Consider the following 23,277-nt stretch of genomic DNA (forward strand, 5'->3'; position numbering starts at 1 on the left):
ATGAATAGTGACAATATCAGTTTTTTTAATAGAGATATGGATCTGGATGAGCTGTCTATACTGCATCATCTGATGTATCAGGAGGCGGGCGAGTGTTCAACAGAACATCTAAAAAACTCGGTCAACGTTTTTCTTAAACGTCCATTTCCTAACGTTTTAGCGCACTTGGATTTTTTTGGTTACATCGAGATAAATAAGGAGCAGGTCTACCTGACTGACTTTGGGCTTGAGTACTACGAACAAGTACCTCAGTTTCGTTAAAACGCACTCTTTTGATTAACATACTGGTATTGCTTGTGCGATGAACTATTGAACGCTTTCAAACAGCAATAGGGGGAATCCTCTTCCCCCTATTATATATTGAGTTGATTAAGACCCGTCTTTCCAAATAGCGCAAGGTTCAATTTTCGCTCGTTGCAGCTTATGGCGATCGCGTTCTGCGTCACGCTTCAACTTGTATGGCCCTAAAACCACACGGTACCAGCTACTGCCATCTTTCTTGCGGATCTCACTTGAGATACCTTGGAAGGCAATATCCAACTTACGTGCTTCTGCCTGCGACGAGGTTTTGTAAGCGCCACACTGCATGATGTAAGGGATCTTAGAGATCTGTTGCTCTTTGGCTTTTACTTCAATCTCGCGGCTTGGCAGCGTTTCAACGTAGTCCCACTTCTCTTCAGGAGGCGGCGGAATCACTTTCGCTGGTTTTGGCTTAGGTTTTGGTTTGGTTGCCACAGGCGTTGGTGCAGGCGGCTCAGGATCATTACTCAATAGGTAAAGTCCGTAACCAAAACCACCGGCAAGGAGGATCGCCAAAAGACCACTGCGCCAAGGTTTACGGCGAGGGGCTTGTTTTTTGGTCGGTTTTTTCGTGCCACGACCGCGCTTTACATAATCTCTATTAGCCACAAGACAATTCAATAGTTGCTGATTCTGCCCTCATGGTAATCCAGATTGCGCGAGGATAATAGTGCAGAAATGGAAGCGGCACATCAAAATGTGCCGCAGATTTATAAGGGTATTTCTAAGGGTTATATTCGAGGTGGCGCTGTACTGCCTCGAACCACTAATTTAGCTTCAAGCAGACGCGAACCTGCTTGCACATCGTTGCCTTTTAATAGATCAAGCATCATCAACATCGCTTGGCGTCCAATCTCATAACGAGGCTGAGAAATGGTGGTTAGCGGTGGATCGCAGTATTGAGCGAATTGGATGTCATCGAAGCCGACAATCGATAGGTCTTGAGGAACGCGCAAGCCCAGCTTCTTCGTTTCTTGAATCGCACCAATCGCCATCGCATCGTTGTGACAGAAGATAGCTGTAGGTTGTTCAGGAAGTGCCAGTAATTGACGAACCGCTTGAGCGCCCGCTTCAAAGGTGAAGTCACCGACCGTGCTATAGGCTGGATTCATTGAGACTCCGGCGCGACGCAGCGCTTGCTGGTAGCCTTGTTGGCGGAACTTACACAGTGTTGCCGATACTGGTCCTGAAATTTGAGCAATACGCTTATGACCTAACTGAGCTAGGTAGTTCACCGCTTCAAAGGCAGAGGTCAGGTTATCGATGTGTACCGTAGGCAGTTCAAGCTCAGGGGCAAACTCACACGCCATTACCATCGGCGGTAAATTCTTTTGTTCAGGTTTGCTGACATCAAACGGATGGTCAGTACCCAGCAGCAACATGCCGTCGGCTTGTTTGGTGAAAACTAAGTTAACAAACGAAGACTCGCGCTTCTTTTGCTGGCCGCTATCACCCAGTAGAACAAGGTAATCATTTTCTACTGCGGCATCTTCGATACCACGAATGATCTCGGCGAAATAAGGGTCACAGATATCAGGAACAATAGTGATGATGGTTTTTGATTCGTTGCGACGTAAGTTTCTAGCTAATGTATTGGGTGAGTATCCAGCTTCAAGTACTGCTGTTTCCACTCGTTTGCGAGTCGAAACTGAGACTTTCTCAGGGTTCATCAATGCACGTGATACCGTGGCTGTTGAGACGCCTGCTAGCTGGGCAACATCCTTCATTGTCGCCATAAATTAAACCCTCTTTTAAGTTCCTTTGCCGCCTAAGCATCTAAGGCGTGAATAATAAATGTAATCGAATAGATATTATGAAAGTGTTGCTAACACTTTTTTTATTGCAATATTTTATTCGTTTAATCCGTGTAAAGTTACGGCTAGATTAACAAAAATCACATGACTAGTGTGAAGTTGCTCACGATAAATATGAAATATTTGTGAACAAACTTATCGTTAGTTTTAACCCAAGTGGGTTTAGCTCAAATCTTGCGGCTCAATATCGAGTGACCAACGGACTTTTTTCGCAGCAGGTAACATATTGATGGCCGGCTTGGCACTCATTAATAGCTTCTGCATTAACGAGCGCGTCTGAGTTTGTAAGATTAACTGCCAGCGAGATTTGCCCGCTCGTTTTGCTAACGGAGCCGGGGTTGGCCCTAACACCATGCAATATTGATCAAACAGCGGGTGCGATTCCAATGTGTGACGAACTTGACGTAAGAACTCTTCCACCAAGCGCGTGTCGTTCGCTTCTGCTCTAAACAGCGTCATAAAGGTATAAGGTGGCAACATAGCCTGTTTACGCTCTGCCAAGGCCGTTTGAGCAAAGTGGTTATAATCTTTATGTAGTAGCGCCTGCAGCAGCCCGTGTTCTGGGTGGTGCGTTTGTAAGATCACCTCACCTGGCTTACTAGCACGACCTGCACGACCAGCCACTTGAATAAAAAGCTGAGCAAGACGCTCAGAGGCTCGGAAGTCACTGCTGTATAAAGAGCCATCGACATCCAATAACGCCACGAGTGTCACATCAGGGAAATGGTGGCCCTTAGCAAGCATCTGCGTACCGATAAGAATTTGATATTCCCCCTTACGAATCGACTCTAGTGCGCTTTCTAAGCTGCCTTTACGGCGGGTGCTGTCACGGTCAATACGAATGGTTTTGTATTCAGGGAATAGTTGGCCAAGCTGAGCCTCTAACTGCTCGGTACCGACACCCACAGTCACTAAGTTCGCAGACCCACAACCTTGGCAATTGTGCACGATATGCTGTTGCGAGCCACAATGGTGGCAGCGCATTTCATTACTGTATTGATGGTAGGTATAGTACGCATCACAGCGCTTACACTCGGCTGTCCAACCACAATCGTGACACATCAATGCCGGAGAAAATCCTCGGCGGTTGAGAAACAACATCACTTGGTTGCCAGATTTTAGGTGTCGTTGCATCTCTGCAATCAATGACGCAGACAAGCCGCTTTCTAGGTATTCACCTTTTACATCTAGCACTTTATTGGTGGTTGGCAGTGCAACACCCGCACGTGAAGTAAGGGTGAGATAACTGTATTTACCAATCTGAGCGTTGTGCAGTGTTTCAAAGGCCGGAGTCGCCGAGCCTAACACTATTGGAATCTGTGCTTTATGAGCACGCATGATCGCCACATCTCGAGCGTGGTAGCGCAGGCTATCTTGCTGTTTATAAGAGGCGTCGTGTTCTTCATCGACAATGATAATGCCCAGATCCGCAAACGGCGTGAACAGAGCCGAACGGGTACCAATCACGATGCCCGCTATTTTATCACGCGCCGATAACCAAGCATTCAGTCGCTCAGAATCGTTTAAACCTGAGTGGATAACCTCAACAGGCACATTAAAGCGTCGTTTAAAGCGGTTAATTGTTTGAGGGGTGAGGCCAATCTCAGGCACGAGTACTAACGCTTGTTTACCTTGATCGAGAATCGGCTTAATCATATTCAGGTAAACCTCGGTCTTACCTGAGCCAGTGACGCCTTCTAACAGGAAACAACCAAAGTCGGTTTGGCTATTTACGGTCGCAATCGCGATGGCTTGTTCAGCATTGAGCTTAGGTTTGTCTTGGTCGTTTTCAAGATCAACTGGCCACGCCTGACGCTTCGGCTTTTTCTCTACCGATTCAATCCAGCCTTTCTCTTCTAGTGTCTTGAGTACGGCGCTGCCAACTTCTTCATCAATGAACTCTTGATGGGGAACGGGGCCGTGCTCAAGCATGTGCATCACTTTGGCTTGTTTGACTGCGCGACCAAAACCTTGCATCAGTTGGTCTTTGCCTGATGGAGTTAACTGCCACTCAACCAGCGTTGCGAAGTCGGCGGCTTTGCCTTTTCTTAGAGCGCTCGGAAGGGCGTTAGCAAAGGTCTCGCCAAGAGGGTACTGATAAAATTGACTGCACCACATTAACAGTGAATAGACAGATTCCGGCCAAACGGGTTGGTTGTCTAATAAGGCTTTAATGGGTTTGAGCTTGTCTAGCTCGAATTCAGATTCGTTAACCAGAGCCGTTACAATACCGGTTAAGGTTTGTCGTCCAAAAGGCACAGAGACTCGTCCACCAATAATCGGAAATAGATGGCTAGGAATCTTGTAATCGAACTGCTTGTCGAGTGGAACAGGCAGTGCCACGCGGGCAATCATTGGACGCATAAAGGGACGGCTTTATCTGAGTTGACGAGAGCGAACAGTCTAAAGGATAAGGCGGTTAAATTCGAGAAGCAGTTTGGATGAAGGCGGCGAGTTAACGTATACAGACAACGACAGCTCGAAATCTCAGGGCGATAAAGGAAATAAAGAGAGAATTGGTGAAAAATGTATCAAATCAGTTGATCCTGCCTTTTAGATTCATTACTATACTGCGCCTTAAAGGTATGGCTTCATCACTCTTTTGTGTCGATGCGGTGTCTTTATTTCTTTTTTAAACTACGTGTGGTGTGCGGCTTAGAATCGTATAGCGACACGGCCTACTTGAGGTTATCCCATGAAAGCTGGAATCCACCCAGAATACAAAGCAGTTTCTGCAACTTGTTCTTGCGGCAACACATTTGAGTTCAACTCAACGCTAGCAAAAGAATCAATCCACCTAGACGTATGTGACAAATGTCACCCGTTCTACACTGGTAAGCAACGTATCGTAGATACTGGCGGCCGTGTTGATCGCTTCAACAAGCGTTTCGGTGCTCTTTCTAGCAAGAAGTAATTCTCGCTATTTAGACATGAAAAAGGACACTTCGGTGTCCTTTTTTGTTGCCTGTAATTTGAGAAAGCACTGACTTCTATTCAAGCATCACTCTCACCCAACGATAAGTTGCCTCTCTATTCTATTTCAGGGCAATTCCTTGCGTATCTCTCTTCACCAAAATTCAGCTCGAAAGTTCAACAAGCGACAGTAATTTCAACTGCTCACTGGTCTTATTAGTAGTGAAATCTCGTTTTTTAATGAGACAGAGGCTCCAACCACCTAGGAACTTTGAAGTACATCCATTAACATGAACAAGATCCCCCAAATAATAATATCCTAGGAACCTACACCTATGTCTGAAGACAGCAGCCAAGCTCAATCCTCTCAAGAATTATCACCTCAAGAACAATTCCGTCAGCAAGCTCTTGATTACCATGAGTTCCCAATTCCAGGCAAAATTGCCGTAGAACTGACGAAGCCTGCAAACTCTGCAGAAGACCTAGCACTTGCATACAGCCCAGGCGTGGCTGAGCCTGTTCGCGAGATCGCACAGAACGTTGATAACGTTTATAAGTACACAGGTAAAGGCAACATGGTTGCAGTTATCTCTAACGGTACAGCGATTCTTGGCCTAGGTAACCTTGGCCCTATTGCTTCTAAACCTGTTATGGAAGGCAAAGCGCTCCTGTTTAAGCGTTTTGCTGGTTTAGATTCTATCGATATTGAAGTAAAACACCGCACAATCGATGAGTTCGTTGATACAGTTGCGAATATCGCAGATACATTCGGCGGTATTAACCTGGAAGACATCAAAGCACCAGACTGTTTTGAGATTGAACGTCGCCTGATTGAGCGTTGTGATGTTCCGGTATTCCACGATGACCAACACGGTACTGCGATTGTAACGGCAGCGGGTATGCTGAATGCGATCGAGCTTCAAGGTAAGAAACTTGAAGAGTGTAAGATCGTTTGTTTAGGTGCTGGCGCAGCGGCGGTTGCTTGTATGGAACTACTGATTAAGTGTGGCGCTCAGCGTGAAAAAATCTACATGCTTGACCGTAAAGGTGTGATCCATACTCGTCGTGATGACCTAAACGAATACAAAGAGCTGTTCGCAAATAACACTGATAAGCGTACGCTTGAAGATGTTATCGAAGGCGCTGACCTGTTCTTGGGTGTATCGGGGCCGAATCTACTGCCTGCTGAAGCACTAACGCTGATGGCTGATAAGCCTGTTGTGTTTGCATGTTCAAACCCAGATCCAGAGATCAAGCCTGAGCTTGCACACGAAGTTCGTTCTGACCTAATCATGGGTACAGGCCGCAGTGATTACCCTAACCAAGTAAACAACGTACTTTGTTTCCCATTCATTTTCCGTGGTGCACTAGACGTGCGTGCGAGCGAAATTAATGACGAAATGAAGCTAGCGGCGGTTAAAGCGATTCGTGAACTGGCGAAAGAAGATGTTCCAGCTGAAGTACTAGCAGCTGCGGGCGAGACTGCACTGGAGTTCGGTAAGGGTTACATCATTCCTAAGCCAATGGACCCACGTCTACTTCCTCGCGTAGCACGAGCAGTTGCGGAAGCGGCTGTTGAATCTGGCGTAGCTCGTATCGAGATGCCTGCTAACTATATGGCTTAATAGCTGTTGCTCTATTGAGCCAAAAAGAATAATAAAAAACCGACTCATCTGGAGTCGGTTTTTTTATGTCTATCATTCACAGCGCAATCATAAAAAGCTATGCGCGATGTGATAAATAAGGTTCAGCTAGAGCGAATCAATAATGAAGGCAGTGACTGAGTTGTTTTTATTCTTCGTCAAACGCTTCGAACTCGATACCCATCTCTGTCATCAGCTTTTTCACTTCAGCAGGAATATCGTCTGGGCGGTCTTTACGAAGGTCTTCATCCGTTGGTAGTGGTTGGCCTGTGTACGCATGTAGAAAGGCTTCGCACAGTAGCTCACTGTTTGTTGCATGGCGTAGGTTATTAATCTGGCGGCGAGTACGCTCGTCAGTAAGAACCTTTAACACTTTTAGAGGGATAGAAACTGTAATTTTCTTTACTTGTTCGCTTTTCTTTCCATGCTCAGCATATGGGCTTATGTATTCACCATTCCAGTCGGCCATTGCGTACCTTCATCACTTTAGTTGTTAGAATAAATTAATAGTGGTGATTTTAGCGGGATTTACTGCCATAAGCAAAGACATATAGACGTCTAGAAGTGTTGACGTCTCACGTTTATGAAAGTAAAGTGAATAACATATATCTAACACAGCCGCAAAATGCCGACAAGCCGCTGTGATTCTCAGACGCAAAACTTGTAAGGAAGCACCTATGAGCAGCCGGAAGCCAGCAACAATCGCAGTACGTACTGGTATCGAGTCAGACACGCAACACCATGCCGTTGTCCCACCCATTTATCTTTCGACTAACTATGGGTTTTCCGCTTTTGGTGAAGTGCCAAAGTACGATTACACCCGTTCTGGTAACCCAAACCGCGGTTTATTAGAGACGGCACTGTTTGAGCTTGAATCAGGCAAAGGCGCGGTTGTGACTAACTGTGGTACTTCGGCGCTTAACTTATGGGTTTCGGCTTTCTTAGGCGGCGATGATCTTATTATTGCACCGCACGATTGCTACGGCGGTACTTACCGTCTGTTTAACACTCGCTCGCTAAAAGGTGACTTCAAAGTTCTGTTCGTTGATCAATCGGATCAAGCAGCGCTGGATGCGGCGCTCGCGCTTAAGCCAAAGTTGATCTTAATTGAAACCCCATCGAATCCACTGGTTCGCGTGGTTGATATTGCAGAAACTTGCCGTAAAGCGAAAGAGGTTGGTGCTCTGGTTGCTGTCGACAACACGTTTTTGACACCTGTGTTCCAAAAGCCTTTAGAGCTGGGTGCTGATTTTGTTATCCACTCAACCACTAAGTACATCAATGGACACTCAGATGTTATTGGTGGCGTTGTGGTCACTAAGACAGAAGAACACGCGGAAGAGCTTGCATGGTGGGGCAACTGTATTGGTGCGACCGGCACGCCATTTGATAGCTACATGACTTTACGTGGTATTCGTACGCTAGGTGCGCGTATGCGAGTTCACGAAGAAAGCTCACGTGAAATTCTAGCGTCTCTGCAGCAACAAGATCTTGTTGGCACTATTTACCACCCAAGCCTTCCTGAACATCCGGGTCATGATATCGCGAAGAAACAGCAATCGGGCTTTGGTTCCATGCTCAGTTTTGAGTTTGCGGGCTCATTCGAGGCGCTTAAATACTTTGTTGATAAGTTAGAGCTGTTTTCTTTGGCAGAATCATTGGGCGGTGTTGAAAGCCTGATTTGTCACCCTGCGTCGATGACTCACCGCGCGATGGGTGAAGAAGCCTTAGCAGAAGCGGGTGTTTCTCAGCAACTACTGCGTCTATCTGTTGGCCTTGAAGATGCAGAAGACCTAATCGATGACCTCAAGCAAGCGTTTGAAAGAACACAGCGCTTTATCGCTGAAGGGGAGGGTTAATAATGGCAACCTTTCGCCAGCTACATAAATTTGGTGGCAGCAGTTTAGCGAATCCTGAATGTTACCAACGCGTGGTCAACATTCTTAGAGAATACTCATCAGCATCTGATTTGGTGGTGGTATCGGCAGCAGGCAAAACAACCAACCGTTTGATTGAATTTGTTGAAGCGCTCGACAAAGATGGTCGTATTGCCCATGAATGCCTACAAGCACTTCGTCAGTTCCAACTCGATCTGATTGAAGCACTGCTTGAGGGTGAATCAGCCGCACAACTTACTGCAACCATTCAACAAGAATTTACCGCTTTGGGTGAGCTAACGGCTCCCTTGAGCGAAGCACAAAAAGCAAAAGTGCTTGGACACGGTGAGGTTTGGTCTTCACGTCTACTCGCGGCTTTGTTGTGCCAGCATGACTTACAAGCGGTTGCTCAAGATGCGCGTGCCTTTTTACGTGCAGAAGTGGGCGCTCAGCCTGAAGTCGACCGCGCACGTTCTTACCCTCTGATTAAAGAAGCTCTGGCGCAGCATGCACATTGCCGCGTGGTGATTACTGGCTTTATGGCTCAGAACTGCGAGGGTGAAACGGTACTGCTTGGTCGCAACGGTTCAGATTACTCAGCAACCGTGATCGGTGCTTTGGCTGAAGTTGAACGCGTGACGATTTGGAGTGATGTGGCGGGCGTTTACAGCGCTGACCCTCGTCTGGTTTCAGATGCGTGTCTACTGCCTCTACTTCGCCTTGATGAAGCGAGTGAACTCGCTCGTCTAGCGGCTCCAGTGCTTCACAGCCGAACGCTACAGCCTGTGGCTCAAAGTGCTATGGATCTCAGCTTACGCTGCAGCTATCAGCCGGAGGCGGGCTCTACACAGATAGAGCGTGTATTGGCATCGGGTCGTGGCGCAAAAATCATTACCTCTCTGGATGAAGTGCTTATCGTGCAGCTGACCTTTGGTCACGGCCATGATTTCGACCGTCTAGAGAGTGAAGTGCTTGAAGGGCTTAAGCGTGCTCAACTTGAGCCGCTGGCTTATGAGCTTGAACCGGATCAACACTGCTTGCGTCTTGCCTACACGGAAGAGATCGCTGGTGGTGCATTAGAATATCTACAAGACCATGCGATTGAAGCTGAGATTAAGCTCAAAGAAGGCTTCTCTCTGATTGCTGCCGTGGGTGCGGGTGTGACTAAGAACCCGAACCATTGCTACGGTTTCTACCAGCAGCTTAAGAGCTCGCCGGTTGAGTTCATCTCAGAAGCGAACTCAGGCTTAAGCTTGGTGGCTGTGATTCGTAAGAGCGAAACATCAAGCCTAGTGAAAGGCATTCACTCTCAACTGTTCCAAGCGCAGAAGCGTGTTGCGATTGCCTTGTGTGGTAAGGGCAACATTGGTTCAAGCTGGTTAAACCTGTTTGCTGAGCAAAAAGCGGAACTTGAAAAGCGTCGTGGAATGAACTTTGAATTGGTTGCAGTGGTTGATAGCCAAACCTATTGGTTCGATGACCAAGGCATTGATGCGACCTCAGTGAGCAAGCGTTTTGACGATGAAGCGATTGCCAACAATGGGAACGACTGGTTAGAGCGTTTGGGTTCTATTCAGGGTTACGATGAAGCTGTGGTACTCGATGTCACCGCAAGCCCAGTGCTTGCAGCAAAGTATCTGCAAATCGCACAACAAGGTATTCACCTAATCTCGGCGAACAAGGTGGCAGGTTCTGCATCGAGCGAGTATTACCATCAAGTACAAGATGCTTTCGCTAAGATCAGCCGTCATTGGTTGTACAATGCGACAGTGGGTGCAGGCTTACCGATTAACCACACAGTACGAGACCTGCGAGAAAGCGGCGATGACATCATTGCGTTGTCAGGCATCTTCTCAGGCACGCTGTCTTGGTTGTTCCAGCAGTTTGATGGCACCGTGCCATTCAGCGAGTTGGTCGACTTAGCGTGGCAACAAGGGCTGACAGAACCAGACCCGCGTGCTGACCTTGATGGCTCAGACGTCATGCGTAAGCTGGTGATTCTGGCGCGTGAATCCGGTTTGGATATCGAACCTGAAAACGTAAAAGTGGAATCGCTCGTGCCTGCAGAGCTGCAAGATCTATCAGTAGATGACTTCTTCGACAAAGCTTCTGTACTGAGCGAAGAGTTGGCTGAGCGTTTAGAGAAAGCGCACTCTCAACAGAAAGTTCTGCGTTACGTAGCGCGTTTGGAGAAGAACGGTAAGGCAACCGTAGGCGTTGAAGCACTGTCTAAAGAACATGCTCTGGCGAACTTGTTGCCTTGCGACAATATCTTTGCGATTGAGAGCAAATGGTACAAAGATAATCCATTGGTTATCCGTGGTCCGGGTGCAGGACGTGAAGTCACAGCTGGTGCAATTCAATCTGACCTAAACAGAATGTCTAGCCTGTTCTGATACTCATATCGGTTGGTTTGAAACTCAGATCAATTGTTTTAGTACGTAAATGGCATACTATTCACTAAGATAAATAAGGCTGAAAGCACGATGTGTTTTTCAGCCTTTTTTCTACATTATTTCTGCTTTGCGACTCATCTAACGACTTGAGTTTTACTCACGATCTACTTGAGAAAAATTCATAATGGATCTGTTGACATTAAATCGTATTCAATACATTCTACAGACATATAGACGTCTAAACGTCGTTTAAGGATTTGAGTTTTTAGTGGTTGCTTTTGCCACAGGGAGAGTAAGATGGGATACACACACGCTAGTCATATCGACGCTTTAAATCAGAATATCGCTGAGCTTTCTGACAACATCAATGTGTCATTTGAGTTTTTTCCACCGAGCAGTGAGAAGATGGAAGAGACCCTGTGGAACTCTGTTCACCGTCTTAAAACACTTCAACCAAAGTTTGTATCAGTAACTTACGGTGCAAACTCGGGCGAACGTGACCGTACCCACTCAATCATTAAAGAAATTAAGAACCAAACTGGCCTAGTGGCTGCACCGCACCTAACGTGTATTGATGCGAGTCGCGAAGAGCTGATTCAAATTGCCGACGATTACTGGGCAAATGGTATCGAGAGTATTGTTGCGCTGCGTGGTGACATTCCAGCAGGCGGCGGCGCGCCAGAGATGTACGCATCTGATTTGGTTGAGCTACTTAAATCTCGCCACGATTTTGATATCTCAGTAGCGGCATTCCCTGAGGTTCACCCTGAAGCAAAAAGCGCTCAATCTGACCTTATTAACCTAAAGCGTAAAGTGGATGCGGGTGCTAACCGTGCAATCACTCAGTTCTTCTTCGATGTAGAAAGCTACCTACGTTTTCGTGACCGTTGTGTAGCGGCAGGTGTGGATGTTGAGATTGTTCCGGGCATCTTACCGGTTTCTAACTTCAAGCAAGCGTCGCGCTTTGCAGCGATGAATAACGTAAAAGTACCAGGCTGGATGGCGAAGCAGTTTGAAGGTTTGGATGATGATCCAACCACTCGTCAGTTAGTAGGTGCTAGCCAAGCAATTGATATGGTTCGCACGCTGAGCCGTGAAGGTGTGAAAGACTTCCACTTCTATACGCTAAACCGTGCAGAAATGACTTATGCACTTTGCCATACGCTAGGCGTTCGTCCACAAGTCGCTGCGCTTTAAGCAAAGTCTAAGAAATAAAGCCTAAGCACTTGTAAAAAGCCTCTGGCAGTAACATTTCAAATCCTATAGATACAAAAAAGGCTTGGACTCATAGAGTTCAAGCCTTTTGCTTTTCTAGCTTAACTTAAGCTAGAGCGCCAAGTTCAAGCAGTACTTCTTCAGCCCATACAATCCATGCTTCACGGATAAGTAGGTTACGACGAAGTGTTAGACGCTCTAGGCGTGCTTGCTTGTCTAGTGTAGATGGCGTTGCGTAGTAAGCCGCTTCGATTTCTTTGTAGTGAGAAACCAGTTTGCGAGACTCTTCGACTAGCTCAGCAAGTTGTACACGGTAAGCGTCAGAAGGTTGTACAGCACAAGCCATTAGCTTAGCTGAGAACTCGTCACGAACGGTTGGGTGTGCAGTTGGTTGTTCAAACCATTCACCTAGCGCGCCACGGCCAGCATCAGTGATAGAGTAAACTTTACGATCAGGTTTGCCTTCTTGAGGCTCAAGCACGCAAGTTACCTGGTCGTTCTGAGCCATTTTATTTAGCTCGCGGTAAACTTGTTGATGGCTAGCTTTCCAGAAGTAACCAATGCTTGCGGAGAATTCTTTTGTGATATCGTAACCAGTAGCATCGCGTGTACTTAAAACGGTTAGAATTACGTGTGGTAATGACATGTCTGAAATCCAAATGGTAAACAGTAAACAAATACTTAAACAACAAGTGTGCTTCTAATGGCACGTTATATTGGTTATGTCTAAGTAGCACCAACTCATCGGTTGGTTATGTCACCTTACAAAGCCGTTTATCACCTAGGTTGACCAGTTTATTGGTCAAGTTGCTGCAGATTATTTTTTTGGAGTGTTTCCGCAGCGGAGCAGTAGTATATCTAAATAATAAGCATAAAGTAGAATACATGGACAAAATAACCCAAAAAACTGGCAAAATACTCACTAGTGGTTATTTTGCAAAATAAAAAGGTCGCACGTGGCGACCTTTTGTTCTTTTTTTAGATATAAATGCTGATCAGGTTATAGTAGGAATCACTAATTAACCAGTGTTTCGCATGCCTGCTGCAATGCCTGCAATCGTCACCATTAGCGCTTCTTCAAGCTCTGCTGGTGGTGTTTCACACTTACGAGTACGGTAAAGCAGTTCAGCTTGAAGCATGTTTAGTGGCTCAACGTAGATGTTACGTAGGCGGATTGACTCAAGTCCCCAAGGGTCGCTCTGCATTAGGTTCTCGTTGTTCTCAACATTTAGCACGGCTTTGATGTCTTTTTGCAGCTGTTCACGCAGTAACTCTCCTAATGGTAATAGCTCTTCGTCAACAAGGCGTTGGTCGTAGTACTTAGCGATTTCCATGTTGCACTTCGAGTACACCATTTCCAACATACCGAGACGGGTAGAGAAGAACGGCCACTCGCGACACATCTCTTCGAGCAGGGCTTGATGGCCTTGATCTACAGAGTACTGAATCGCTTCACCAGCGCCTAACCATGCAGGCAGTACCAAACGGTTTTGGCTCCAAGAGAAGATCCATGGAATCGCACGTAGGCTTTCTACGCCGCCGTTCGGGTTACGTTTCGCAGGGCGAGAGCCAAGAGGCAGTTTACCTAGCTCCAGTTCAGGTGTCGCTTGACGGAAGTAAGGTACGAATTTCTCTTCGCCACGAACCACGTTGCGGTAAGCCTCACAAGATACTTGAGATAGCACTTCCATTAGGTCGCGCCACTCTTGTTTTGGCTCAGGTGGCGGCAGAAGGTTCGCCTCTAGAATCGCGCTTGCGTAAAGGTTGAAGCTGTTTACAGCAACGTCTGGTAAGCCAAGTTTAAAGCGGATCATTTCGCCTTGCTCTGTTACACGTAAACCGCCTTTCAAGCTCTTAGGTGGCTGAGAAAGAAGAGCAGCGTGCGCCGGAGCACCACCACGACCAACCGTACCGCCACGACCGTGGAATAGAGTCAGTTCAATGCCTTCTTCATCACAAACCTTAACCAGTTTGTCCATTGCATCGTATTGAGCCCAACCTGCAGACATTACGCCCGCATCTTTCGCTGAGTCAGAGTATCCGATCATCACCATTTGGTGATTCTGGATAAAGCCACGGTACAAGTCGATGCTCATTAGCTGTTTCATCACTGCTTCTGAGTTGTTCAAGTCGTCTAGCGTTTCGAACAGTGGACACACGTCCATGCGATACGGGCAACCACACTCTTGCAGCAGCAAGTGAACAGCCAGTACATCCGATGCAGTACGAGCCATAGAAATCACGTAAGCGCCGAAGGCTTCACGAGGTTGAGCAGCGATGACCTTACAGGTGTCTAAAACCTCTTTAACCTGTTCAGATGGCTCCCAATCACGAGGAAGTAGTGGGCGCTTAGAGCTTAATTCATTGGTTAAGAAAGCAATCTTGTCTTGCTCGCTCCACTGGTCGTAGTCGCCAATGCCTAGGTAGCGAGTCAGTTCAGACAGCACATCTGAGTGACGTGTACTTTCTTGACGAACATCGAGACGAACTAGGTGTACACCGAACGCTTTTAGGCGGCGCAGAGTATCAAGCAGAGAACCGTCTGCGATTACGCCCATGCCACATTCGTGCAGCGATTGGTAACATGCGTAAAGCGGTGTCCAAAGTTGGTCGATGTTCTGTAGTGTTTCTTTCTTCGGTACTTCAGCATCATGCAGTTTTGCATCGAGCACTTCTAACGTGTTGTTCAGCAGAGTACGTAGGCTCTTTAGGATTGCTCGGTAAGCTTCATGCTCATCACCCGCTAGTTCACGAACGGCATCATTACACTTAGTCATCGATAGTTCGGTAATCAGCTCGTTTACGTCACCTAGGTAAAGGTCAGCGGCTTTCCAGCGAGATAGGCGCAGTACTTCTTTGGTGATGGTGTGCGTTACGAATGGGTTACCATCGCGATCACCGCCCATCCAAGATGAGAAGTGTACCGGGCGCGCATCAATTGGTAGACCTTCACCAAGGTAGCCTTTTAGTCGGCCGTCCATTTCACGTAGGAAATCTGGTACAGCTTCCCAAAGTGAGTTTTCAACAACCGCAAAGCCCCATTTCGCTTCATCAAGTGGCGTAGGGCGTTGCTGACGAATCACATCTGAGTGCCAACCTTGAGCGATCAGTTGCTCTAGGCGGCGTTCGGTTTTCACGCGCTCTTTGTGTGATAGGTCGCTTAATTCTAATTTAGACAGACACTCGTTGATCTTAACTAGCTTGTTGATCATGGTGCGACGAGTGATTTCTGTTGGGTGTGCAGTCAGAACGAGTTCAATGTTCAGGTCGCGAACGGCTTGAGCCGCGTCTAGCTTGCTGATGTCATTCTGGTTTAATTTGGAAAATAGAGATTGCAGCACGTCTGGTTCACAAACATGCTCCTCACAGTGGCGAGAGATGGTGTGGTACTGCTCTGCCATGTTGGTGAGGTTGAGAAATTGGTTAAATGCACGAGCAACAGGAGTGAGTTGTTCGTTCGGCAGGTTTTTGATTTCTTCAACTAGGCTGTCACGGTCAGCTTTGTTGCCTGCGCGGGCGGATTTGGAAAGTTTACGGATAGTCTCCACTTTCTCTAAGATAACGTCACCATGTGCATCTTGGATTGTGTTACCTAGCAAGCGTCCCAGCATGCTTACGTTACTCTTGAGAGCGGCGTATTTCTCGTTCATTGTCATCCTGCCTCGTAAAAAAATTACATCCATTGTTCCTTGTTAAGTACACAATCTAGCGAAAAGTGCTGTATCTAGTCAAATAAAGCATTCTAAGTTTGCAATTATTAGTTTTCGAAATGCGGGAGAAGTAAATTTCCCAATAGTTCGGAATTAAAGTGAAATTTAATTACAAGATCAGGCTGTGTCTGGGATAACAGAATAAAAGCCACCTTTTCGGGTAGCTTTTATACGAAAATATTGGAAGAAAAGTAATAACTAGAAACAATATTTGCGGATCGACTTACTCAGAACATCAATCGTTGGATCGATAAAATCGAAGCTTAGGAACTCATCTGGTTGGTGAGCTTGGTCGATTGAGCCTGGACCCAGCACTAAGGTTGGGCAAAGTTCTTGAAGGAAAGGTGCTTCTGTACAGTAGTTCACGGTTTGTGATTCAGTTTCGCAAACTGATTCCATGCCACCGATAAATGGATGGTCATGTTGGCACTCGTAACCCGGGATAGGTTCGTGCAGTGGCGTAATCTCAATTCTGCCCGGCCATTTTGCTTCTACTTCTTTGAGTGCGCTGCGCAGCATGTTATCCAAACCATCTAAGCTGATACCCGGTAAAGGACGTACATCGTAGTGCAGCTCACAGCAACCACAGATACGGTTCGCGCTGTCGCCACCGTGAATATGGCCAAGGTTTAGAGTGGGGCTTGGAATTGCGAAACCCGGGTGGTGATACTCTTTGACTAGCTTGTCACGCAGTTGCATTAAAGCGAACAACACTTCATGCATGATTTCGATGGCGTTGACACCTAATGCAGGATCAGAAGAGTGACCTGATTTACCCGTTACTCGCACAGCGTTAGCAACATGGCCTTTATGGCCACGAATCGGCACAAGGCTGGTTGGCTCACCAATAATGCAGTAATCCGGTTTAAACGGTGCATTTTCAGTGAAATGACGCGCACCCAGCATGGTGGTCTCTTCGTCACAGGTTGCCAATACATATAGCGGCTTGGTCTGTTTGCTCCAATCCATCTTCTTTGCCGCTTCATAAACGAAAGCGAAAAAGCCTTTCATATCGGCTGTGCCTAATCCATAGAAGCGATTGTTGTGTTCTGTTAGTGCGTGAGGGTCGAAGTTCCAACGTCCTTCATCAAATGGCACTGTGTCGCTGTGTCCTGCGAGTAGCAAGCCACCTTCGCCCGATCCCATCTTAGCGACCATATTATGCTTGCCGGGTTCGACTTCCACGACTTCAACGCTAAAGCCTACGTCTTTAAACCATTGAGCCATTTTTTCGATCACTTTCTCGTTGCCATGATCCCAGCTTGGATCGGTCGAGCTAATAGAGTCTGTGGAAATTAGGCCTTTGTAGACCTCAAGAAAACTCGGTAATTGCATAATAACTTCACTTCTACTATTGACAGGAAAACCATAAGTCGGTAAAACACATATTAAATCATATTTAATGCATAAGAAATCAAATAAAGCTAAAAATTAAGTATGAATAGTCAAATTTGAAATGTAACTTACCTCAAGAATGGATGTGTTGAGATGTTGAAAACCACGATCATTGGCGCAAGCGGCTACACAGGAGCAGAACTGGCTCTAATGATAAACAGACACCCTGAGCTCACGCTATCAGGTTTATATGTCTCAGCCAATAGTGTAGACGCAGGTAAACCTATTGCGGCACTGCACGGTAAGTTAGCTGGTTTGATTGATATGCCAGTACAACCTTTAACAAATCCGGAAGAAGTAGCTAAACAGTCTGATGTGATTTTCTTAGCCACTGCACACGAAGTCAGTCACGACCTAGCGCCAATCTTTCTAGAGAACGATTGCCAAGTGTTCGACCTATCGGGTGCATTCAGAGTTAAAGGCGAAAACTTCTATCAAGAGTTTTACGGTTTTGAACATCAACACGAACAATGGCTAGACAAAGCGGCTTACGGTTTAGCGGAATGGAACGAACAAGAAATTAAAGAAGCTCAGCTTGTCGCTGTCGCGGGTTGTTACCCAACGGCATCACAACTGGCGATTAAACCTTTGGTTGAGGCCAAGTTACTGGATGAAAACCAATGGCCAGTGATTAACGCGACTAGCGGTGTGACTGGTGCAGGCCGCAAGGCGACGATGGTTAACAGCTTCTGCGAAGTAAGCCTGCAAGCTTATGGCGTCTTCAATCACCGTCATCAACCTGAAATGGCTGCACATTTAGGATGTGATGTGATTTTCACTCCACACCTCGGCAACTTTAAGCGCGGTATTTTAGCGACCATCACCATGAAACTGGCTGAAGGCGTGACAGAACAACAGATACAAGATGCCTTTGAACAAGCTTACCAAGGTAAACCAGCAGTGAGACTACTCGAAGAGACACTGCCAAGAATTCAAGATGTAGAACAGACACCTTTCTGCGACTTAGGTTGGAAGGTTCAAGGTCAACACATCATCGTTGTTTCAGCGATTGATAACTTATTAAAGGGTGCATCTAGCCAAGCGATGCAGTGTTTAAATTTACGTTATGGTTTTGCGCCATTAACTGCGTTAGTGTAAGGAAATCTAGATATGAGCCTTAATAATCAACCATTAATCATAAAGTTAGGTGGCGCAGCGCTATCTTGTGGTGAAACACTTAGCAAGTTATTTGGTGCTATCTCTGCTTACCAACAACAGGCACAACGACCAATCGTGATTGTTCACGGTGGCGGTTACCTTGTTGATGATTTGATGAATAAGTTGAATCTAGAAACCGTTAAGAAAGAAGGGCTACGTGTTACTCCTTATGATCAGATCCCTGTGATCGCTGGTGCACTAGCGGGCACGGCCAACAAACTACTTCAAGGTCAGGCAATTAAAGACGGTATCAATGCCGTTGGTTTAAGCCTAGCAGACGGTGGTTTATGCAAAGTGAGCGAACTGAACCCTGAACTGGGCGCGGTAGGAAAAGCGGAGCCGGGCGACTCAACCGTTCTGCAAGCGATTCTTAATGCGGGCGCACTGCCAATCATTAGCTCAATTGGTCTTACTGAGCAAGGTCAACTGATGAACGTCAATGCCGACCAAGCTGCGGTTGCCGTTGCGGGCGCACTTGATGCTGAACTGGTACTGCTTTCTGATGTAAGTGGTGTGTTGGATGGCAAAGGCCACCTCATTCCAAGTCTTAATCAACAGCAAGCCGATGACCTTATTGCCGGCAAAGTGATTACCGACGGCATGATCGTTAAGGTTCAAGCTGCACTAGAAGCCGCTAACGACCTTGGACGACCAATCGAAGTTGCCACTTGGCGATACCCAGAAAAGCTAACACAACTGTTTTCAGGTAAAAGCATAGGAACACAGTTTTTACCTCAGTAGGTCTCACAACGAGTCACTACTTAAAGAATTTAGACAAATTAAATAAACATATAATTATGAAGTCATTTCCAACGCTGACCGCCATGTGCAGTATGGAAACTAGGAGAAAGAAAATGAGCAAAGTTAACGTAAAGAAAGTTGTAGTAGCCTACTCTGGCGGTCTAGACACATCAGTAATCATTCCATGGTTGAAAGAGAACTATGACTGTGAAGTGGTTGCGTTTGTTGCGGATGTTGGTCAAGGCGACGAAGAGTTGATTGGTATCGAAGAGAAAGCAAAAGCTTCTGGTGCATCTGAGTGTTACATCGCAGACCTTAAAGAAGAGATGGTTGCTGACTACATCTACCCAACGCTGAAAACGGGCGCTTACTACGAAGGTAAATACCTACTAGGTACGTCGATGGCGCGTCCAATCATCGCGAAAGCACAGGTTGAAGTCGCACGTAAAGTAGGTGCAGACGCACTGTGTCACGGCTGTACTGGTAAAGGTAATGACCAAGTTCGTTTTGAAGGCGCATTTGCTGCACTAGCACCTGATCTACACGTAATTGCACCATGGCGTGAATGGGATCTAGTGAGTCGTGAAGAGTGTCTAGATTACCTGGCTGAGCGTAACATCCCTTGTACGGCTTCTCTTACTAAGATTTACTCGCGTGATGCAAACGCATGGCACATCTCAACAGAAGGCGGCGTTCTAGAAAACACATGGAATGCACCTAACGAAGATTGCTGGGCTTGGACTGTAGACCCTGAGCAAGCGCCAAACGAATCTGAAACAGTGACGCTTAAAGTTGAAAAAGGCGAAGTGGTTGCGGTTGATGGCGAAACAATGACGCCATACAACGCACTGGTTTACCTAAACGAGAAAGGTGCTAAGCACGGTGTTGGTCGTATCGATATCGTAGAGAACCGTCTTGTTGGCATGAAGTCTCGTGGTTGTTACGAAACTCCGGGTGGCACAATCATGATGGAAGCACTGCGTGCAGTAGAGCAACTGGTTCTTGATAAAGCGGCATTCGAATTCCGTGAAGAGCTCGGTGTTAAGGCTTCTCACCTTGTATACGATGGTCGTTGGTTCACTCCACTATGTAAGTCAATCCTTGCCGCGACAGAAGAGCTAGCACAAGACGTGAATGGTGAAGTGGTTATCAAGCTTTACAAAGGCCATGCAACGGTGACTCAGAAGCGTTCTGACAACAGCCTGTACTCAGAAGAGTTTGCAACCTTTGGTGAAGATGAAGTTTACGACCAAAGCCATGCTGAAGGCTTCATCCGCCTTTACTCGCTATCAAGCCGTATCCGTGCTTTGAATAGCCAAAAGTAATCCTAACAATGAGTTAGTGAGCTAGCCTTTGATGAAAGATTGAAGGTTAGTAAACAGACATTATTATGCAAAGCCCATTCACTATTGATTAGTGAGTGGGCTTTTTACTTTCTATTTGCCTAATAAATCAGCTTCGGTTTTTCCTATCGGATGGCATATAATTCGCGCTCCACGCTAAAAATAATCAATGGATTGAACTGTTGGTGAATAAATATGTGAAAATAATGAATTAATACTTTATTTTCATTTTGAATTGCCGTAAGTTTAAACCATCAGAAAAATACTGAATCTTAATCAGAATTATCATTTGCAAAAACAGTGAGCACTGTGCAATTAGGAGATACACAATGGCATTATGGGGCGGTAGATTTACCCAAGCAGCAGACACCCGGTTCAAAGATTTTAACGATTCTCTTCGTTTTGATTACCGATTGGCTGAGCAAGACATTGTGGGCTCAATTGCCTGGTCTAAAGCTCTACTGTCGGTCAACGTATTAACAGAAGAAGAGCAACAGAAGCTTGAGTTAGCGCTGAATGAGCTAAAACTTGAGGTGATGGAAGATCCTGAACAGATTCTACGTTCTGATGCAGAAGATATTCACAGCTGGGTTGAGCAGCAACTTATCGGCAAAGTCGGTGACTTGGGCAAAAAACTTCACACTGGCCGTTCTCGTAACGACCAAGTGGCGACAGACCTGAAACTATGGTGTCGTCAGCAAGGTAACCAACTGCTACTGGCATTGGATCGCCTACAAAGCCAAATGGTGAACGTTGCTTCTCAGCATCAAGAAACCGTGCTTCCTGGCTACACTCACTTACAACGTGCTCAGCCGGTAACTTTTGCTCACTGGTGCTTGGCTTACGTTGAAATGCTTGAGCGTGATTATTCACGTTTGAATGATGCGATTAAGCGTCTAGACACATGTCCGCTGGGTTCTGGTGCCCTTGCTGGAACAGCTTACCCGATGGACCGTGAAGAGTTAGCTCACAACTTAGGTTTCCGTCGTGCAACGCGCAACTCTCTAGATTCAGTTTCTGACCGCGACCATGTGATGGAGCTAATGTCGATTGCTTCTATCTCTATGCTTCACCTTTCGCGTCTTGCAGAAGATATGATTTTCTATAACTCAGGTGAATCAAACTTCATCGAGTTAGCGGATACCGTGACGTCAGGTTCATCTCTGATGCCACAAAAGAAAAACCCAGATGCGCTAGAGCTTATCCGTGGCAAAACTGGCCGTGTTTACGGTTCATTAGCGGCAATGATGATGACAGTAAAAGCTCTGCCTTTGGCGTACAACAAAGACATGCAAGAAGATAAAGAAGGTCTGTTCGACGCTTTAGATACTTGGAATGATTGTATGGAAATGGCAGCACTCTGTTTTGACGGCATTAAAGTGAACGGCGAACGTACACTTGAAGCCGCGAAACAAGGCTACGCGAACTCAACTGAATTGGCTGATTACCTAGTAGCGAAAGGGATTCCTTTCCGTGAAGCTCACCATATTGTTGGTGTGACGGTAGTGGCGGCGATTGCTAAAGGCTGTGCATTAGAAGAATTAACCATCGCAGAGATGAAAGAGTTCTCTGAGGTGATTGAGGAAGATGTGTATGACATCCTGACCATTGAATCGTGTCTTGAAAAACGTAGCGCGCTAGGCGGTGTATCTCCACAGCAAGTGGCTTACGCGGTTGACCAAGCTGAGAAACGTTTATCACAGCGTGATACGTCCATCGTCAAGGTTCGTCCTGCTCGTCTGACCGATATTGAAGCGTTGGAAGGTATGGTCGCTTACTGGGCGAACATGGGTGAAAACCTACCTCGTTCTCGTAATGAACTGGTGCGTGATATTGGCTCGTTTGCGGTCGCAGAGCATCATGGTGAGGTGACAGGTTGTGCATCACTCTATGTGTATGACTCTGGCCTAGCGGAAATCCGTTCACTGGGTGTCGAAGCTGGCTGGCAAGGTCAAGGGCAGGGTACCGCAATTGTGCAGCACTTGGTTGAGAAAGCGCGACAAATGGCCATCAAGAAGGTGTTTGTGCTGACTCGTACTCCAGAGTTCTTTATGAAGCATGATTTCTTACCAACATCGAAATCTCTGCTGCCTGAGAAGGTACTGAAAGATTGTGACCAGTGTCCTCGTCAACATGCGTGTGATGAAGTGGCATTGGAAGTGAACTTGGTAGAGCAGATAATTGCTAAGGTTAATGTTGCATAAGGCATTGATTTTATAGCTCCTAAAAAAAAGATCAAAAATCTGATCTTTTTTGGGAACAAACTAAGAAAAGCCCGGTCTATTAAAGTACCACTGCTTTTTCTTAGAATTTTCTAAGAAAGCCCTAGAATCGATTGGTTCTGGGGCTTTTTTCTATCTGCTGTTCGGGAAATGACAATAGCTCGAAAATTATGATGAATTATCGGATTGTTTAGCCCTGTCTCTAATCACTACTCTTTATCCAATAAAGACTTCCAGCTAACGTTTTTTGCCCTTTAACGGTAACACCACAAACTTCATGACCCAATGCAACGACAGCAAGCCACTGAACGCGAAAGCGGCCATCATCAACGCGATGGCATTGATGGTTTTTGGGTCTTCTCTGAAAAACAGCCACCATACTCCCCAACTCAAAATCGACAACACCATCAGCTGATTCATGCAACGCTGGCAGCGACCGAGTTTGTTACGGATTTTTTCACTTTTATTGCAATGAATGCATGTCATCTTGGGTTTGATTCGCGTTATGCTTGTTGCCCTGATAATAACACGTCACAAGATATTGGATCAC

At 46.3% G+C, this 23,277-nt stretch carries 18 protein-coding genes; 10 read left to right on the forward strand and 8 right to left on the reverse strand.

From position 1 onward, the window contains the following. Complete coding sequence (locus AB4161_RS09400) at window positions 1–261, forward strand: hypothetical protein (protein WP_017061149.1); 261 nt, start codon at window positions 1–3, stop codon at window positions 259–261. Window positions 262–369: 108 nt separating this feature from the next. On the opposite strand, the gene AB4161_RS09405 is transcribed toward AB4161_RS09400, so the two are convergent. The 3 genes from AB4161_RS09405 to priA all read right to left on the reverse strand — a co-directional run bounded on the left by AB4161_RS09405 (window position 370) and on the right by priA (window position 4,478). Continuing rightward, window positions 370–909 (reverse strand): SPOR domain-containing protein, encoded by a 540-nt coding sequence (locus tag AB4161_RS09405; protein WP_017061148.1) that lies wholly within the window; start codon window positions 907–909, stop codon window positions 370–372. A gap of 122 nt (window positions 910–1,031) precedes the next feature. Then, window positions 1,032–2,036 carry a DNA-binding transcriptional regulator CytR gene (gene cytR / locus AB4161_RS09410; RefSeq protein ID WP_017061147.1) on the reverse strand — a complete coding sequence of 335 codons (1,005 nt, stop codon included), beginning with the start codon at window positions 2,034–2,036 and terminating at the stop codon, window positions 1,032–1,034. A gap of 240 nt (window positions 2,037–2,276) precedes the next feature. Further along, complete coding sequence (gene priA / locus AB4161_RS09415) at window positions 2,277–4,478, reverse strand: primosomal protein N' (protein ID WP_372083260.1); 2,202 nt, start codon at window positions 4,476–4,478, stop codon at window positions 2,277–2,279. A 331-nt stretch (window positions 4,479–4,809) separates the two neighbouring features. Here priA and rpmE point away from each other — a divergent pair, with 331 nt between their 5' ends. Next, window positions 4,810–5,028 carry a 50S ribosomal protein L31 gene (rpmE, locus tag AB4161_RS09420; protein WP_076656772.1) on the forward strand — a complete coding sequence of 73 codons (219 nt, stop codon included), beginning with the start codon at window positions 4,810–4,812 and terminating at the stop codon, window positions 5,026–5,028. Window positions 5,029–5,362: 334 nt separating this feature from the next. Beyond that, complete coding sequence (locus tag AB4161_RS09425) at window positions 5,363–6,652, forward strand: malic enzyme-like NAD(P)-binding protein (protein ID WP_372083261.1); 1,290 nt, start codon at window positions 5,363–5,365, stop codon at window positions 6,650–6,652. A 166-nt stretch (window positions 6,653–6,818) separates the two neighbouring features. Here the strand turns inward: AB4161_RS09425 and metJ are convergent, their stop codons facing one another. Further along, entirely contained in the window at window positions 6,819–7,139 is a 321-nt protein-coding gene (gene metJ, locus AB4161_RS09430) for a met regulon transcriptional regulator MetJ (protein ID WP_004415993.1), read from the reverse strand. Between the two features lie 208 nt (window positions 7,140–7,347). Here metJ and AB4161_RS09435 point away from each other — a divergent pair, with 208 nt between their 5' ends. The 3 genes from AB4161_RS09435 to metF all read left to right on the forward strand — a co-directional run bounded on the left by AB4161_RS09435 (window position 7,348) and on the right by metF (window position 12,140). After that, complete coding sequence (locus tag AB4161_RS09435) at window positions 7,348–8,529, forward strand: O-succinylhomoserine (thiol)-lyase (protein WP_372083262.1); 1,182 nt, start codon at window positions 7,348–7,350, stop codon at window positions 8,527–8,529. Window positions 8,530–8,531: 2 nt separating this feature from the next. Continuing rightward, window positions 8,532–10,943 (forward strand): bifunctional aspartate kinase/homoserine dehydrogenase II, encoded by a 2,412-nt coding sequence (locus AB4161_RS09440; RefSeq protein WP_102393042.1) that lies wholly within the window; start codon window positions 8,532–8,534, stop codon window positions 10,941–10,943. Window positions 10,944–11,240: 297 nt separating this feature from the next. After that, on the forward strand, window positions 11,241–12,140 hold the full coding sequence (gene metF, locus AB4161_RS09445; RefSeq protein ID WP_004729683.1) for a methylenetetrahydrofolate reductase: 900 nt from the start codon (window positions 11,241–11,243) through the stop codon (window positions 12,138–12,140). Between the two features lie 124 nt (window positions 12,141–12,264). On the opposite strand, the gene AB4161_RS09450 is transcribed toward metF, so the two are convergent. From AB4161_RS09450 to argE, 3 genes are all read right to left on the reverse strand, one after another. Further along, window positions 12,265–12,804: a PadR family transcriptional regulator gene (locus AB4161_RS09450; protein ID WP_010435321.1), complete on the reverse strand. Its 540-nt coding sequence runs from the start codon at window positions 12,802–12,804 to the stop codon at window positions 12,265–12,267. Window positions 12,805–13,177: 373 nt separating this feature from the next. Next, on the reverse strand, window positions 13,178–15,814 hold the full coding sequence (ppc, locus tag AB4161_RS09455) for a phosphoenolpyruvate carboxylase (protein ID WP_017063683.1): 2,637 nt from the start codon (window positions 15,812–15,814) through the stop codon (window positions 13,178–13,180). Between the two features lie 252 nt (window positions 15,815–16,066). Next, window positions 16,067–17,203, reverse strand: coding sequence for an acetylornithine deacetylase (argE, locus tag AB4161_RS09460; protein ID WP_009848891.1), 1,137 nt, complete (start codon window positions 17,201–17,203; stop codon window positions 16,067–16,069). Window positions 17,204–17,356: 153 nt separating this feature from the next. Here argE and argC point away from each other — a divergent pair, with 153 nt between their 5' ends. The 4 genes from argC to argH all read left to right on the forward strand — a co-directional run bounded on the left by argC (window position 17,357) and on the right by argH (window position 22,709). Next, complete coding sequence (gene argC / locus AB4161_RS09465) at window positions 17,357–18,361, forward strand: N-acetyl-gamma-glutamyl-phosphate reductase (protein WP_017063685.1); 1,005 nt, start codon at window positions 17,357–17,359, stop codon at window positions 18,359–18,361. A 12-nt stretch (window positions 18,362–18,373) separates the two neighbouring features. Next, window positions 18,374–19,162 carry an acetylglutamate kinase gene (argB, locus tag AB4161_RS09470; protein ID WP_017063686.1) on the forward strand — a complete coding sequence of 263 codons (789 nt, stop codon included), beginning with the start codon at window positions 18,374–18,376 and terminating at the stop codon, window positions 19,160–19,162. Window positions 19,163–19,275: 113 nt separating this feature from the next. After that, complete coding sequence (locus AB4161_RS09475; protein ID WP_017061137.1) at window positions 19,276–20,487, forward strand: argininosuccinate synthase; 1,212 nt, start codon at window positions 19,276–19,278, stop codon at window positions 20,485–20,487. Window positions 20,488–20,834: 347 nt separating this feature from the next. After that, on the forward strand, window positions 20,835–22,709 hold the full coding sequence (gene argH, locus AB4161_RS09480; protein WP_017061136.1) for an argininosuccinate lyase: 1,875 nt from the start codon (window positions 20,835–20,837) through the stop codon (window positions 22,707–22,709). 255 nt (window positions 22,710–22,964) lie between these two features. On the opposite strand, the gene AB4161_RS09485 is transcribed toward argH, so the two are convergent. Continuing rightward, on the reverse strand, window positions 22,965–23,213 hold the full coding sequence (locus AB4161_RS09485; protein ID WP_029235423.1) for a DUF3624 domain-containing protein: 249 nt from the start codon (window positions 23,211–23,213) through the stop codon (window positions 22,965–22,967). Window positions 23,214–23,277: the final 64 nt, after the last annotated feature.

The organism is Vibrio sp. 10N.286.51.E5, from assembly GCF_041469125.1.
Lineage (GTDB): Bacteria > Pseudomonadota > Gammaproteobacteria > Enterobacterales > Vibrionaceae > Vibrio > Vibrio crassostreae_C.